Annotated in this window: 14 protein-coding genes; 1 reads left to right on the top strand and 13 read right to left on the bottom strand. The window is 73.5% G+C overall.

All coding sequences use genetic code 11. The features are described 5' to 3' along the window. Positions 1–51: 51 nt before the first annotated feature. The 9 genes from ACWD4B_RS14395 to infC all read right to left on the bottom strand — a co-directional run bounded on the left by ACWD4B_RS14395 (position 52) and on the right by infC (position 10,213). A complete protein-coding gene (locus ACWD4B_RS14395; RefSeq protein ID WP_451421018.1) occupies positions 52–1,389 on the bottom strand; it encodes a tetratricopeptide repeat protein in 1,338 nt (445 codons plus the stop codon). An 84-nt stretch (positions 1,390–1,473) separates the two neighbouring features. Further along, complete coding sequence (locus ACWD4B_RS14390; RefSeq protein ID WP_451421017.1) at positions 1,474–2,595, bottom strand: PP2C family protein-serine/threonine phosphatase; 1,122 nt, start codon at positions 2,593–2,595, stop codon at positions 1,474–1,476. Between the two features lie 239 nt (positions 2,596–2,834). Next, positions 2,835–5,339 (bottom strand): phenylalanine--tRNA ligase subunit beta, encoded by a 2,505-nt coding sequence (gene pheT, locus ACWD4B_RS14385; RefSeq protein WP_451421016.1) that lies wholly within the window; start codon positions 5,337–5,339, stop codon positions 2,835–2,837. Further along, positions 5,339–6,460 carry a phenylalanine--tRNA ligase subunit alpha gene (gene pheS, locus ACWD4B_RS14380; protein ID WP_451421015.1) on the bottom strand — a complete coding sequence of 374 codons (1,122 nt, stop codon included), beginning with the start codon at positions 6,458–6,460 and terminating at the stop codon, positions 5,339–5,341. The genes pheT and pheS overlap by 1 nt, the downstream gene beginning before the upstream one ends. A gap of 165 nt (positions 6,461–6,625) precedes the next feature. Further along, the gene (locus ACWD4B_RS14375; protein ID WP_451421014.1) at positions 6,626–7,744 is read right to left on the bottom strand and encodes an ATP-binding protein; all 1,119 of its coding nucleotides are present in this window, start codon (positions 7,742–7,744) and stop codon (positions 6,626–6,628) included. 39 nt (positions 7,745–7,783) lie between these two features. After that, positions 7,784–8,638 carry a TrmH family RNA methyltransferase gene (locus ACWD4B_RS14370; protein WP_336414281.1) on the bottom strand — a complete coding sequence of 285 codons (855 nt, stop codon included), beginning with the start codon at positions 8,636–8,638 and terminating at the stop codon, positions 7,784–7,786. A gap of 122 nt (positions 8,639–8,760) precedes the next feature. Continuing rightward, the gene (gene rplT, locus ACWD4B_RS14365) at positions 8,761–9,147 is read right to left on the bottom strand and encodes a 50S ribosomal protein L20 (RefSeq protein ID WP_171085850.1); all 387 of its coding nucleotides are present in this window, start codon (positions 9,145–9,147) and stop codon (positions 8,761–8,763) included. A 101-nt stretch (positions 9,148–9,248) separates the two neighbouring features. Further along, positions 9,249–9,443, bottom strand: coding sequence for a 50S ribosomal protein L35 (gene rpmI, locus ACWD4B_RS14360; RefSeq protein ID WP_171085849.1), 195 nt, complete (start codon positions 9,441–9,443; stop codon positions 9,249–9,251). A 125-nt stretch (positions 9,444–9,568) separates the two neighbouring features. Then, the gene (gene infC / locus ACWD4B_RS14355; protein WP_171085848.1) at positions 9,569–10,213 is read right to left on the bottom strand and encodes a translation initiation factor IF-3; all 645 of its coding nucleotides are present in this window, start codon (positions 10,211–10,213) and stop codon (positions 9,569–9,571) included. A 342-nt stretch (positions 10,214–10,555) separates the two neighbouring features. On the opposite strand from infC, the gene ACWD4B_RS14350 reads away from it, so the two are divergent. Beyond that, positions 10,556–10,918, top strand: a complete 363-nt coding sequence (locus ACWD4B_RS14350; protein ID WP_336414280.1) for a DUF1844 domain-containing protein — start codon at positions 10,556–10,558, stop codon at positions 10,916–10,918. Positions 10,919–11,012: 94 nt separating this feature from the next. Here ACWD4B_RS14350 and ACWD4B_RS14345 read toward each other — a convergent pair whose 3' ends face one another. From ACWD4B_RS14345 to ACWD4B_RS14330, 4 genes are all read right to left on the bottom strand, one after another. Beyond that, a complete protein-coding gene (locus ACWD4B_RS14345) occupies positions 11,013–11,819 on the bottom strand; it encodes an MIP family channel protein (protein WP_451421013.1) in 807 nt (268 codons plus the stop codon). A 97-nt stretch (positions 11,820–11,916) separates the two neighbouring features. Then, a complete protein-coding gene (locus ACWD4B_RS14340; protein ID WP_451421012.1) occupies positions 11,917–12,654 on the bottom strand; it encodes an SseB family protein in 738 nt (245 codons plus the stop codon). A gap of 184 nt (positions 12,655–12,838) precedes the next feature. Then, entirely contained in the window at positions 12,839–13,984 is a 1,146-nt protein-coding gene (gene mycP / locus ACWD4B_RS14335; RefSeq protein WP_451421011.1) for a type VII secretion-associated serine protease mycosin, read from the bottom strand. Next, the gene (locus ACWD4B_RS14330) at positions 13,981–14,814 is read right to left on the bottom strand and encodes a hypothetical protein (RefSeq protein ID WP_451421010.1); all 834 of its coding nucleotides are present in this window, start codon (positions 14,812–14,814) and stop codon (positions 13,981–13,983) included. The genes mycP and ACWD4B_RS14330 overlap by 4 nt, the downstream gene beginning before the upstream one ends. Positions 14,815–14,896: the final 82 nt, after the last annotated feature.

Here is a 14,896-nt window from a genome sequence, read left to right as displayed (position 1 = left end):
TGCCACCTTCCGCCGAGGTGGCCACCTCCCCGGGGGCTGTCCTCACCAGGGTCACAAGGGCACGCGCAACGCCCCGTCGATCATCTCGGCGGCCTCGGCCGTGGCCGCGCACCCGCTTTCGATCAGGTGCTCGCGCACCGCCCGGAGCCGGTCCCGTAAGCGCTGCGACTCCATGCCTCTCGCCTGCTCGGTCATCTCCCGTGCGGTGGCCACCGCCTTGTCCGCGTCTCCCTGACGCAGCTCGATGTGCGTGAGCATGGCGAGCCGGTGGACACGGCCCCGGTCGTGCGCGGGGGTGTCGACGGCCCGGTCCGCGTGCTCACGGGCGGGTCCGAGGTCGCCGAGGCTCAACAGGGCCTCCGCCACCTGCACGTTCACCAGCCCCGGCTGCACATAGCCGGTCTCGGCGGGCTCCTGGCCGCGGTGGATGCGCTCGGCGGCGGACTCGGCGCGGCGGATGCAGGCCAGCGCCCCGGCCCCGTCCCCCAGCCGGGCATAGGACTTGGCCTGCATGGCGTAGAGATCGGCGGCAAGCGCCGGGGTGAGCTGCGGGCCCGCGGCCCGCAGCGCCGACTCGGCGAAGGCGACCGCCTGCCGGTGCTCCCCCATGAAGAGCGACTGGTTGACGAGGAGCGCTATCACATACGCCCCCAGCCCCCGGTCCCCGCTGGCCTTGGCGAGCCGCAGCGCCTGGTGGAAGTAGCGCTGGGCGAGTCCGTGCGCGTCGGAGTCGTAGGCGCAGATGCCGGCGACCGCGACCAGGCCCCCGGTGGCCCGGTGCAGCTGCCGCCCCGTGGCGTCGGAGTAGCTGCCGCGCAGCAGGGGCGCGGCCTCGGCGTTGAGGAAGCCGACGACCCTGCCGCGGGTCGCCACTCCCCCGGTCTTGCGGTACATCTGCTCGTAGTGCGCGCGGGCGGCACGCAGCATCTCGATGTCGTCCATGGAGACCCGGGTCAGCCCGCGCCGGGAGACGTCGGCGTCCTCGGGCGGGTTCTCCCACTCCCAGACCGGGATGACGGCGGGGGTGCCCGTGACGGCGGGGGCCCGCACGATGTGTTCCCGCTGCTGTTCGTCGGAGCGCCACAGGGCGGTGGCGCGCTCGACGAAGCCGGACAGCGGGGTCCCGGGCACCCGGGGGGTGCCGGGGGTGCCGAGGCCGATGTCGTCGAGGGTCAGCGCGCGGTGCAGCCGCTCGCCGAGGACCTCGCAGATCAGGTCCGGCACCTGGCCGCGCGGCCGCTGGCCCTTCAACCACCGGGCGACGGCGGTGTGTTCGTAGCGCAACGCCAGTCCCCGGGCCCGGCCCGCCGCGTTGATGTGGGCGGCCAGGCCGGCATGGGAGATGCCCGCCTCGTCGAGGACGGCGTCGAGCAGTGTGTTGGGCTCCATCCTGCCCTCCGGTGCGCTCGGTGGGATCAGCGTAGTGGGGATCCGTTCGCACGGGGTGTGAACGGGCCATCGCCGCCGGGGCGTTCAGGACCGGCCACAGGGCAGGGCCAGGGGGCGGTGCAGGTGCGGGCCGTCGTTGCCGATGGCGAGCAGGGCGAAGTCGTCGGCGAGCAGGCCGCGGGTGTGGCGCAGCAGGGCGGCCTTGACGCGCTCGACGATCGCCGCGGGCACCAGCGGGGCGCTGCGGACCGCGTCGGCAAGGGCCCCGGCGAGCGGGAAGAGCCGGCCGGCCCGGTCGCGGGCGTCCTCGGCGCCGTCCGTGTGCATGACGAGGGCCTCACCGGGCGCGAGCGGCGGCAGGGACATCAGGGGAAGCTCGGCGGGGAGCGGGAACAGCCCCAGCGGGGGCAGGGGTTCGCCGGGCTCCAGGGCGACGACCCGCACGGCGCCCTCCGGTGTGCGGGTGAGGTGGTGCGGCCAGGGGTGCCCGCAGTTGAGGGCGGCGACGTGGCCCTCCTCGCGCACCTCCAGGAGCAGGACGGTCGCGAAGTCCTCGGTCTCCGACGGGCCGGGCGGCCCGGTGCGGGCCTTCTCGCTCAGGTGCCGCTGCAGGGTGCGCTCCAAGCGGCGCAGCACGTCGGGCAGTTCGGCCTCGTCGTGCGCGGCGTCGCGGAAGGAGCCGAGCAGCGCGGCCACGGTGGCGATGGCGGGGATGCCGTGCCCGCGCACGTCGCCCATGACGAGGCGCACGCCGTGCGGGGTGGCGAGCACCTCGTAGAGGTCCCCGCCCATCAGGGCTCCCTCGCTGGCCGACAGGTGGACGCCGGCCAGGGTGATGCCGTCGATCCGGGGCGGCAGCGGGCGCAGCACGGCCAGTTGGGCGGCAGCCGCCACCTGCCGGACCTGCTCCAGCTCGCCGAGCAGCCGCAGCCCGCGGCCGCTGGTGAGATAGCTCGCGGCGACGACGGCAAGGATCGCGCAGCACGTGCCCAACCGGGCGGCGACCCCCGCCTGGGCGATGGGACCGACCGGCAGCAGCGCGAACAGCGCGCAGAGCCCTCCGAGCAGCACGCACCGGCGGCGGCCGGTGCCGGCACAGGCGATGGCGGGCGCGGCTGCGAGCAGCTGCATGAACTCGATACCGAGAGGGCTCACGAACTCCCAGGCCACCACGGCGAACACCCAGAGCCCGGGAAGTACGAACACGAAAGCCCGCCGGCACCGCAGAAGAGCCCCGGTACGGATCATTCCGTCGGTCCCCCTAGCGCAACGACGCGCATGATTCTCGCCGAACGGTTCCGGCCAGGGGAAGGTGATGTCGTCCCGACTCCACCCTATTGAGTGATATTCAGCAGGCATTGCCTGACAAGGGTGCGATATAGACGGCGCGTGGTACGGCAAAGGGCGCCCCGGAAGACCGGGGCGCCCTGGGAACCGGGGTGGCGTCAGCCGCGCAGGACCGCGCCCGTCCGCTCGACGGCCGACTGCACCGCGGCCTCACGGGCGGCCGTGGCCTCCTCGGCGGTCAGGGTGCGGTCGGAGGCGCGGAAGCGCAGCGCGTAGGCCAGCGACTTCTTCCCCTCGCCCAGCTGCTCGCCGGTGAAGACGTCGAACAGCCGCAGCGACTCCAGGAGTTCGCCCGCGCCGTCCTTCAGCGCCGCCTCGACGTCGGCCGCGGGGACCGAGGCGTCCACGACGAGCGCGACGTCCTGCGTGGCCACCGGGAACGCCGACACGTGCGGGGCCTCGACCGGACCGGTGCCCGCCCGCTCCAGGAGGTCGAGGTCGATCTCCATGGCGCAGGTGCGCTCCGGCAGGCCGAACGCCTTGGTGACGCGCGGGTGGAGCTCACCGGCGTTGCCGACGAGCGTCTCCGCGCCGTCCACCACGGCGAACAGCGCGGCGCAGCGGCCCGGGTGGAACGGCGCCGTCTGGTCCTGGCGGACGATCAGCTCGACGCCGGCCTCGCGGGCGACCGTGCGGCCCGCCTCGACGGCGTCCGCCCAGTCGGCCGGGTGGCCCTTGCCCCACCAGCCGGCCTGCTCGCGGGCACCGGCCAGGACGACGGCCGCACGGCGCGGCTGCCGGGGCAGCGCAGCGTCGAGCGAGGCGATCTCCTCGTCGGTCGGGCGGCGGTCGATCGGCAGGCGGGCCGGGGTGACCTCGTTGCCGGTGGACAGGAAGACCAGGCCCGTCTCGAAGAGCGCCAGGTCGTGCTCACCGCGGCCGTCGTTGCGGCGCAGGGCGGCGAACAGCCCCGGCAGCATCGTCGTGCGCAGGGCGGGCTCGGTGTCCGAGAGCGGGTTGGCCACGCGCACCACGGTGCGGCGCGCGTCGTCCGCCTCCAGGCCCAGGTGGTCCAGCGCCTCCTCCCCGATGAAGGGGTAGTTGAGCACCTCGGTGTACCCGGCACCGGCCAGCGCCCGGCCCACCCGGCGGTGCAGGCGCTGACGACCGGTCAGGCCTCGCCCGGCGGGCGGCTGCGGGAGGGTGGCGGGCAGGTTTTCGTAACCTTCCAGCCGGATGACCTCTTCGGCCAGGTCGTTCGGGTCGGTGAGGTCGGGCCGCCAGCTGGGGACGGTCACGATCAGCTCGTCCTGCCCGTAGACGTCGCAGCCGACCTGCTGGAGGCGGCGGACGACGGTCTCCCGGCCGTACGCGACGCCGGCCACGCGGTCAGGGTGGTCGGCACGGATGGCGATCGTGCGGGGCGCGCTCGGCGCGGTGATCTCGGTGACGCCGGCCTCGGCCGTGGCACCGGCCAGCAGCACCAGCAGGTCGACGGTGCGCTGGGCCGCGGCGGACGCGGCCTGCGGGTCGACGCCGCGCTCGAAGCGCTTGGACGCCTCGGAGGTCAGCTTGTGACGCCGGGCGGTACGGGCGATCGGCACCGGGTCGAAGTGCGCCGCCTCGACGACGACCTCGGACGAGCTCTGCGCCGCCCCGTGGTCCGAGATCTCGGTTTCGGCGCCGCCCATGACGCCCGCGAGGCCGATGGGGCCGCGGTTGTCGGTGATGACCAGGTCCTCGACGTCGAGGACGCGCTTGGCCCCGTCGAGCGTGGTGAGCTTCTCGCCGGGCTGCGCACGGCGCACGCCGATCGGGCCGTCCAGGAGCGAACGGTCGTAGGCGTGCAGCGGCTGGCCGAGCTCGAGCATCACGTAGTTGGTGATGTCGACCGTCAGCGAGACCGGGCGCATGCCGGCCTTCTGCAGCCGGCGCTGCAGCCAGAGCGGCGAACGGGCCTCGGCGTCGATGCCGGTGACCGTGCGCGCGGTGAAGCGGCTGCAGCCGACCGGGTCGGCGATCTGCACCGGGTAGCCGTGGGCGTTGGGCGCCGGGACGTCCAGCAGGGCCGGGTCGCGCAGCGGCAGGCCGTAGGCGATGGCGGCCTCGCGGGCGATGCCGCGCATCGACAGGCAGTAGCCGCGGTCGGGGGTGACCGCGATGTCGAGGACCTCGTCGACGAGCTGGAGCAGCTCGATCGCGTCGGTGCCGACCTCGTGCTCCGGCGGGAGCACGACGATGCCGTCGTGGTCGTCGCCGATGCCCAGCTCGCGGGACGAGCAGATCATGCCCTCGGAGACCTTGCCGTAGGTCTTGCGGGCGGAGATGTGGAAGTCGCCGGGCAGCACGGCACCGGGGAGGACGACGACGACCTTGTCGCCGACGGCGAAGTTGGTGGCACCGCAGATGATGTTCTGCGGCTCGCCCGTGCCGTTGGCCCGGCCGACGTCGACCTGGCAGTAGCGGATGGGCTTCTTGAAGTCCTCGAGCGTCTCGATGGCCAGCACCTTGCCGACCACCAGCGGGCCGGTGAGGTCGCCGCCGAGCTGCTCGACGCGCTCGACCTCGAGGCCCGCGGCGATGAGCTTGGCCTGCACGTCGCGGCCGGTCTCACCGGCCGGCAGGTCGACGTATTCCCGCAGCCAGGAAAGCGGGGCGCGCATCAGATCTCCATCCCGAACGGCCGGGTGAAGCGGACGTCACCCTCGACCATGTCTCGCATGTCCTCGACGTTGTGGCGGAACATCAGCAGTCGCTCGATGCCGAAGCCGAACGCGAAGCCGCTGTACTTCTCCGGGTCGATGCCCGCAGCGGTCAGCACCCGCGGGTTGACCATGCCGCAGCCGCCCAGCTCGATCCAGCCCTCGCTGGAGCAGGTGCGGCAGGGGCGCTCGGGGTCGCCCGCCGAGGCGCCGCGGCACACGTAGCACTGCATGTCCAGCTCGGCGGACGGCTCGGTGAACGGGAAGTAGTTGGGACGCAGCCGGGTCGTCAGGCCCTCGCCGAACAGGGAGCGCACCATGTGCTCGATGGTGCCCTTGAGGTCGGCCATGGTCAGGCCCTCGTCGATGGCGAGGAGCTCGACCTGGTTGAAGACCGGCGTGTGCGTCGCGTCGAGCTCGTCCATGCGGTAGACGCGGCCCGGGCAGATCACATAGATGGGCGGCTCGCGGTCGAGCATGGTGCGGACCTGCACCGGCGAGGTGTGCGTGCGCAGCACGACCTCGGACTCCGCCTTTTTGTCCGGTCCCTGGACGAAGAGGGTGTCCTGCATCGCGCGGGCCGGGTGGTCCTTGGCGATGTTCAGGGCGTCGAAGTTGAACCACTCGGCCTCGACCTCGGGGCCCTCGGCGACCTCGTAGCCCATGGCCACGAAGACGTCCTCGATGCGCTCCGAGAGCGTGGTGATCGGGTGGCGGGCGCCTGCGGGGATGCGGTCGTAGGGCAGGGTGACGTCCACCGCCTCCTCGACCAGCACCCGGGCGTCGCGCTCGGCCTCCAGCTCGGCCTGCCGGGCGGCGAGGGCCTTGCTGACGGCACCGCGGGCCATGCCCACGCGCTTGCCGGCCTCGGCCTTGGCCTGCGGGGGCAGGGCGCCGATCTCGCGGTTGGCGAGAGCGAGCGGGGAGGTGGGTCCGGTGTGCGCGACCTTGGCCTCGTGGAGGGCATCGAGGCTCGCCGCGGCGGCGAAGGCGGCGAGCGCCTCGTCCCGCATGCGCTCGATCTCTTCCGGTTTCAGTGCCTCGACCTCGACAGGGTCGTACGACTTATTGGGTGCGGACATCTCTTCCCGTGCTTCCGATTGTCCCCCAGCTACCGCTGGGAGGTGCCCCCAGGCTTCGCTGCGCTGCGCGGCTTCGCCCGGCGGCGATTGGTCCAGAGGCGGTGCCAAGGGTGCCAAAGGTCGAGTCTAAGGGGCGCGTGGAGGGTGGCGGCCCGTGGGCTTCGGTCAGGCCCGGTCCAGGAAGGCCGGGGCGCCCACGGGCAGGGTAAATCGGAACAGGGCGCCGCCGCGGGCGGCCCGTCCGACCGTGATCGTCCCGCCGTGGGCGTCGATGATGCCCTTGACGATGTACAGGCCCAGGCCCGTGCCGCCGCGCTTGCTGCCGCGCCAGAAGCGGGTGAAGACGCGCGTCATGGACTCCTCGGGGATGCCGGGGCCCTCGTCGCTCACCGTCACGGCCGTCCCCTCCCTCCGCGCCGTCAGCAGGGCCGGTGCCACCTCTATGGTCACCCGTCCCTCGCCGTGGCGCACGGCGTTTTCCAGGAGGTTGCCCAGGACCTGGTCCACCTTGTCCGGATCCGCCCACAACGCGGGCAGCGGCTGCTCGGAGACCTTGACGACGAACCGCTCGCGCGGCTGCCCCGCCCGGGTGTGCGCCTCGACGTGCCGGTGCACGGCGGCGACCATGTCGACCGGCTGACGGTGCACCTCCAGCCGCCCCGAGTCGATGCGGGAGATGTCGAGCAGCTCGGCGATCAGCCGAGTGACCCGGTCGGCGTCGGCGTCGACCGTCTCCAGCATCAGCCGCTTCTGGTCGTCGGTGAACCGCTCCCACTTGGCCAGCAGCGTGGCCGTGAAGCCCTTGACCGAGGTCAGCGGCGAGCGCAGCTCGTGGGCGACGGTGGCGATCAGCTCGGCGTGACTGGCCTCGGTGCGGCGCCGCGCCTCGGTGCCGCGCAGCTGGACGACCACGCTCACCACGCGCCCGGTCGGCCGCTCGCGCACGTACCGGGCGGAGACCAGCACCTGGCGGCCGCCGGGCAGCAGCAGATTCCGCTCGGGCTGGCCCGCCCTGATGGTGAGGCCGCCGTACGGGTCGGTCAGGGCCCACCAGCGGCGGCCGTCCAGATCCTCCAGCGGCAGTGCCTTCTCCAGCGGCCGGCCGAGCGCCTCGGCGGAACCGAGGCCGGTGATCCGGGCGGCGGCGGCGTTGAAGCAGGTGACGCGGCCGGTCTCGTCGGCGACGACCAGGCCGTCCGGCAGGTCGTCGGGATGCGGCAGGGGCCCGTCGGCGACCGCGGGCGCGGAGCGCCCGGCCGCACTCCCGGACGTCCTGACGTTCATCACCCGACACCCCTCCCGAGCCCCAGGAGCGCCACCCTACTAGCTGGAGGTCACGGAGCGGCACCCTCCGGACGCGCGCTGCGCACGGGCGGAGGCGTACAGGCACACGGCGGCGGCCGTGGCGAGGTTGAGGCTCTCGGCCTTTCCGTGGATCGGAACGCGCACCACGGCGTCGGCGAGTGCGCGGGTCTCCTCCGGCAGGCCCCAGGCCTCGTTGCCGAAGATCCAGGCGGTAGGGCCGCCCATGGTGCCCTGGTCCAGCTCGTCGTCCAGGTCCTTCTCGCCCGCGCCGTCGGCGGCCAGGATCCGGGCCCCGGCGTCCTGCAGCCCGCGCACGGCCTGCTCGACGGGGACGCCGACGGCGACCGGCAGGTGGAAGAGGGAGCCCACGGAGGCGCGGACCGACTTGGGGTTGTAGAGGTCCACCGAGGCGTCGGTCAGCACGACGGCGTCCGCGCCGGCGGCGTCCGCGCAGCGCAGCACCGTGCCGGCGTTGCCGGGGTCGCGCACGTGGGCGAGGACGGCCACCAGTCGGGGCCGGGCGGCCAGGATCTCCTCGAAGGGGGTGTCCAGGAACCGGCAGACGCCGACCAGGCCCTGCGGGGTCACGGTCTGCGAGATGTCGGCCACCGTCTCGTCGGTGGCGTGGTGCACCCGGACGCCGGCGGCCAGCGCCGCCTCGATGATCTCGGAGTGCCGCACGGCGGCCTCGACCGTGGCGAAGAGCTCGATGAGGGTGGACTCGCCCGCGGTCCGGTGCTCGATGGCCTCGCGGACGGCCTGCGGGCCCTCGGCGATGAACCGGCGCTCCTTGACCCGGAAGTTTCTCCTGGCCAGCCGCCGGGCGGCGACGACGCGGGGGGAGCGCGGGGAGATCAGCTCGGGGGTGCCCATGGGCGGCGGCTCACTTCACTGGGTGGGGCGTACGGGCGCGGGCGCGCGCCGGGTGACAGACGGCAGCGGACCCGCAGGCCTCGGAGGCCTGCGGGTCCGCTCGGGTGCCGTGGGGCGCCGGATCAGGCGGCGGCCTTCGGGGCGTTCACGTCGGCCGGCAGCGCCTTCTGGGCAGCCTCGACCAGCGCGGCGAACGCGTTGGCGTCGTTGACCGCGAGGTCGGCCAGGATCTTGCGGTCCACCTCGATGTTGGCGGCCTTCAGACCCTGGATGAGGCGGTTGTACGTCATGCCGTTCTGGCGGGCAGCGGCGTTGATGCGCTGGATCCACAGCTGACGGAAGTCGCCCTTGCGCTTCTTGCGGTCGTTGTAGTTGTAGACCAGGGAGTGGGTGACCTGCTCCTTGGCCTTGCGGTACAGGCGGGAGCGCTGACCGCGGTAGCCGCTGGCCTGCTCGAGGATCGCCCGGCGCTTCTTGTGGGCGTTGACTGCCCGCTTGACGCGTGCCACTTGTTAACTCCTTGTAGCGGGGCCGTGGTGGGTTCTCACACGACCCGGAAATCGATGGGGTCCCGGTCGGACGCGCACCCCGCGGTGCGGGGTGCAGGGCGTCACTTGCCGAGAAGCTTCTTGATCTTCGCGGCGTCGCCCGGGGCCATCTCGGCGTTGCCGGTGAGGCGACGCGTCAGCTTGGACGACTTGTGCTCGAGCAGGTGGCGCTTGCCGGCGCGCTCGCGCAGGACCTTGCCGGAGCCAGTGATCTTGAAGCGCTTGCTGGCACCGGAGTGCGTCTTGTTCTTCGGCATCGCGCCGTATCTCCTCGTCGGTGGCGCTCCCGCCCGCCGGGGCGGGCACAAGGGAGCGTCAGCTGTGTTCGATTGCGGTCCGGGGCTCTCACCCCGGGGGCGATCCGGGGCACAGGGCCCCGGGATCACGCCTCTGCAGGCTCCTCGGCGGCGTCCGCGGCGTCCGCCGGTCCGCCCTCACGAGCGGCCTTGCGGGCGGCCTGCGCCTCGCGGGCTTCGGCCATCGCCTCGGTCTTCTTCTTGTGCGGACCGAGGACCATGATCATGTTGCGGCCGTCCTGCTTGGGGTTCGACTCGACGAAACCCAGGTCCTGGACGTCCTCCGCGAGACGCTGCAGCAGTCGGTAGCCCAGCTCGGGCCGGGACTGCTCGCGACCACGGAACATGATCGTGATCTTGACCTTGTCGCCCTGCTTGAGGAACCGGACGACGTGACCCTTTTTGGTGTCGTAGTCGTGCGGGTCGATCTTCGGCCGGAGCTTCATCTCCTTGATGACCGTGTGCGCCTGGTTCTTGCGCGCCTCACGGGCCTTCATGGCCGACTCGTACTTGAACTTCCCGTAGTCCATGAGCTTGCAGACCGGCGGGCGTGCGTTCGCCGCCACCTCGACCAGGTCGAGGTCGTACTCCTGCGCAAGCTCCAGGGCCTTGGCAAGCGGCACAATGCCGACCTGCTCGCCACTGGGACCGACAAGTCGCACCTCGGGAACGCGAATCCGGTCGTTGATGCGGGGCTCGGCGCTGATGGATCCTCCTCGGTAGCACCACACGGCCGTCCGGCGGACAGCCGCGTCTGTTGTACGTACGGACCAACCGCGCCGGTGCACAAAAAATGCCCCGGACGGCACAGGCGGGGCTCCAAGAAACCGGAACACCGCCACGGAAAGCCGCGGGGCGCAATCGGGCGGCTCCATCGTCCGTACGGAACGATGGCCACCACCTGACCGGAAACGACCTGCCGACCCGGGGTCGGCGAGGTGGGAGTTCGGAGCCTCCACTTGTGGGCCGGGCACGCACGTGTCCAGCCGGTCGATCCACCACATTACCAGCTGTCGGGCAGAGGGCCCAACCCGTGGCGAACCGATTCGGTGACGGCACGTATCGTGTGCGGCATGAGCGACGCAACCCCCACCGGCGAGACCCCCGACTTCGACTCCCTGACCCGTGACATCGCGGAGGTGCCCGCGGTCGAGGTGATCACCACGGTGGCGGTGCACCTGATGAGCTCGGCGGCGGTCAACCTGGGCCTGGCCGAGGAGGGCGAGGCGCACAAGGACCTGGACGAGGCGCGGAAGCTGATCACCGCACTGGCCGGCCTGGTCACGGCGAGCGCCACCGAGATCAGCAACTTCCATGCGGGGCCGCTGCGCGACGGGCTGAAGTCGCTGCAGTTGGCGTTCCGCGAGGCGTCTGTCGTGCCCGACGAGCCCGGGCAGGGGCCCGGCGAGAAGTTCACCGGGCCGGTTTACGCCTGACCGTTCTTCGGGCGCGGGTTCGCTGTGGCTGGTCGCGCCCACGCGGCGGAGCCGCATGATGTAGCTGCCCCGCGCCCCTCACGGGGCGCTCTCCTTACGGGGCGCTCTCGGGCTTGCCCGTCAGGTGGCCCGGCGGGGCCTCGTAGCTGCCCGAGGCGATTTCGTCGGCGACCAGGACAGGCGCCTGCGGCGGATGGGTGAGGCGGTGCGCGTACGCCGCCAGCACGGCGCCCACCAGGGGCGCGATGACGAACAGCCACAGCTGCGAGAGCGCGCTGCCGCCCGCGAAGAGCGCGGGGCCGATGCTGCGCGCCGGGTTCACCGAGGTGCCCGTCAGCGGGATGCCGACCAGGTGGATCACTGCGAGGGCCAGGCCGATGGCCAGGCCGCCGAAGCCCACCAGGGCGATCTTGTGGGTCACCGCGAGCACGACGAAGACCAGCAGGAAGGTCAGGACGACCTCCGCGAGGAACGCGCCGCCCGTGTTGATGTGCACGGCGGAGCGGTCGCCGAAGCCGTTGCTGCCGAAGGAGCCGCTGGTCTTCAGCCCCGGCACCTGCTTGGCCACCAGGAACAGCACCGCTGCGCCGACGATGCCGCCCAGGATCTGGGCGATCCAGTACTCGATGGCCGTGTGGAGCGTGATGCGCCGCTCCACCAGCATCCCCAGCGTCACCGCCGGGTTGACGTGGCACCCCGAGACCGGGCCCAGCGCGTACGCCAGGGCCAGAAGGGTGAAGCCGAAGGCCAGGGAGATGCCGAGCACCCCGATGTAGTCGGCCGCCAGGACGGCGGAGCCCACGGCGAAGAAGACCAGCAGCAGGGTCCCGAGGAACTCGGACGCGATGGCGCGGGTCTTCACGGGATTCAGCTGCAGGGTTTCCAGCTTCAGGGCGACCATGGCGACCTCCTGGATCTCGCGGACCGTCCCTCTCGCATTGTCGGACGGTCCGCCCCGGGTCGCCTGTCGGAGATCAGCGGCCGGCTCGGCGGCCGGTTCAGCGGCTGAAGAGCGGCTCCCCCGGGACCGTCGCCTCCGGCGGCAGCAGGGCCAGGTCCAGGCCCCGGACGAGCCGGGCGCGCAGCACCTCGTCGGCCGCGAGGGCCTCGGCCACCCGCGGCACCGTCTCGCCGGGTGCCGTGCCCGGGACCAGGGCGAGCGCCAGAGTCCCGTCGGCCTCGGCGGACGGGGCCAGGTGGGCGCGCAGCACGCCGGGCTCGGCGGCCAGCACGGTGCGGAGCGCCTCCACGACGGCCGGGTCGGCCAGCGGGTCGGTGCTCTGCCGGCCCTCGGCGAGGGCGAGCAGGGCCTGGCCGGTCAGCGGGTACGTCACCGGGCCGGCCAGGTCGAGGACGACGGTGTCCGCCTTCTCGTGCGCGGCGGCCTGCAGCGCCTGGTGCAGGGGCACGGCCACCGGGCGGGCGTCGGCCCGCCAGCGGGCCAGCGTCTCCAGGGAGGTGAAGGCGGGCAGCGCCTTGCGGCCGTCCGGGGCCTGCAGGGTGGGGACGGCCATGTCGCTGGTCTTCTCGCGCTTGAGCCCGTCCGGGCCGGTCTCCACCTCGCCGAGCACGGCGACGACGGGCACCAGCAGGCGGGCGCCGCGCAGGGCGGTGAGCACGCGGGGCTCGCCGGTGGCCGGGTCGGCCGCCCATGCGGCCAGGGCCGCGGTCAGTTCGACGTCGGCGGAGCCGTCGTCGTCGGCGAAACCGGGGTCAGGAATGTTCTTGAGGGCCACCAGGGCAGGGTATCGGGGGCGTCTTGGCCACGTTTGCCGGGGGCTGCGGGCCGGTGGGGGCTGGTCGCGCAGTTCCCCGCGCCCCTTACGGGGGCGCCCCCTCCGGTTGTGGGCAGGCGTTCCGCAAGGCGGAACGGGTGGGCACAACCCGACCACCGGGCCGCACAACCTCGCGGTACCCGCGTCACCGCCGCCGCAACGCAAAGGCGGCGCCCAGCAGCAACACCCCGGCCGCGCCGGCCAGGACCGCCGCCGTCCGCGGGCCGTCACCAGTGGGCTCCGCACCCCGGGACCGGGGCCCCGCCCCGAAGTACCTGGCCCCGTACGCCCGGGACGCCAAGGTGTCGCGGCCCAGCCGCGAACCCTCCGCGATGGCGGCCGCGGGGTCCACCAGCCCCGCCCCCACCCCGTCGTTGCGGCCCCCGGCCGGCGCGTCCTGGGCCGTTGCCGTCAGGAGGCGGCGGACCTGCACCGGGGTCAGCCCGGGGTGCGCGGCGCGGATCAGCGCGACGCAGCCGGAGACGAAGGCGGATGCCGCACTCGTGCCCCAGCCCTCGTAGTAGCGGCGGTCGGGGTCGGCGATCACCACGTCGACGCCCGGCGCGCTCACGGCGGCGTACCACCGGCTGGTGGAGAACGCGGCGTGGTTGCCGTAGCGGTCGACGGCGGTGACGGCGATGACGCCGGGATAGGCGGCCGGGTAGGAGACGTGGTCGCCGTGCTCCCCGCCGTTGCCGGCCGAGGCGACGACGACGGCGCCCTTGGCGAGGGCGTACTGGACCGCGGCGTCCTCCCCGGGCTCGGGGTGCGCGGTGTCGCTGTCGTCGCCGAGGGACAGGTTGATCACGTCGGCGCCGTGGTCCGCGGCCCAGCGGATGCCGTCCGCGAGCGCGCCGCCGCGCGAGCTGCGGGCCTTCGGCCGGGCGGGGTCGGTGTCCTCCAGGATCACCCGCACCGGCAGGATCCGGGCCTCGGGCGCGACGCCCACGACCCCGTCGCCGTCGTCCCGGCCGTGGCCGCGTCCGGCGATGATGCCGGCCATGGCGGTGCCGTGCCGTGCCCAGGCGCGCTCGCCGGGTGCGGCGCCGAAGCCGATGAAGTCCTTGCCGGGCAGCACCCGGCCGTGCAGGTCGGGGTGGCCCTCGTCGACCCCGGTGTCGAGGACGGCCACGGTGATGCCGGCGCCCTTGGTCGTCCGCCAGGCGTCCTGGACGTGCAGGGCGTCCAGCGCCCACTCCTGGTCCCGTATCGCATCGGCGCCGGCCGGCCCGGCGGACAGCGCGACGAGCGCGGCGGCGGTGGCGACGGCGGTCAGGGCGCGGGCCCTCACGGGGTCTCCCCGTCCGCCGAGCGGGCCGCGTCGCGGTAGCCGCGCTCGATCTGGGCGGCCAGCGCGGTCGCGTCGTTGCCGAGCCCGGCCTGGGCGGCGGTCGTCGTGGCGCCGGGGGCGACGGCCGCGGGGGCCGGCTGGGGCGGCACGCCGGTGCGGCCGTCCGCGAAACCGGTGACCGCGTACACCACGGCCGGTACGTCCGTGAGGACCGAGATGCGCCAGCTGGCGCGCTGCGCGTCGCCGAAGTTCCCGGCGACGGTTCCGGCGGGGGCGTAGGGGCGGGGCATCAGGTCGGTGCGTTCGTCGAGGTGCTCGTCGGAGAAGCGGTGGTTCAGGGTGCGCATGCCCGCCCGGTCGGTGTCCGTGATCAGGAGGCCGACCGTGGTGACGCGGGTGGAGGTGGCGTCGGCGTACGTGGCGCGCAGCAGGCGCCGGCAGCCGGCCGGGGCCAGGGCCCGGGCCAGCAGCGGGTCGAAGGCGTCGGTGCAGCCGCCGTCGGGGGCGACTCCGAGGCGCGTCCAGTCGCGGGCGGCGCCGCCGGGTCCCGCCGCGTCGCTGTGGATCGCAGGGGGGAAGAGGCGGTCGACGGGCTCCTCCTGCCAGCGGGTTGCGCCGTGCGCGTAGGCGGCCTCGGCGGCGGAGGGCGCGTCCGGCCCGTCCACGAGCCAACTCCCGGCGAGGGCCCCGGCGATGAGCCCCGTGCCGAGCACCCCGCACACGGCCGCCGCGACGGTGCGCCCGGTGGTGCGGCGCGGCGGGCGGGCGGGGTACGGCGGGATGTGGGGCGGTGCCGTCGGGCAGGGCGGGGCGTCCGCTTCGGTGCTCACCCTGTGCGCTCCCCCTCGCGAGCCGGCTCGCCGTATCGCCCGATCGCCTTTCGGGGCAGGCCGGTTCGTATCACGACATCTC

It is taken from the genome of Streptomyces sp. NPDC002536, assembly GCF_053594995.1.
Note: the sequence above shows the minus strand (reverse complement) of the source record. Positions and strands in the feature narration are given on the sequence as shown.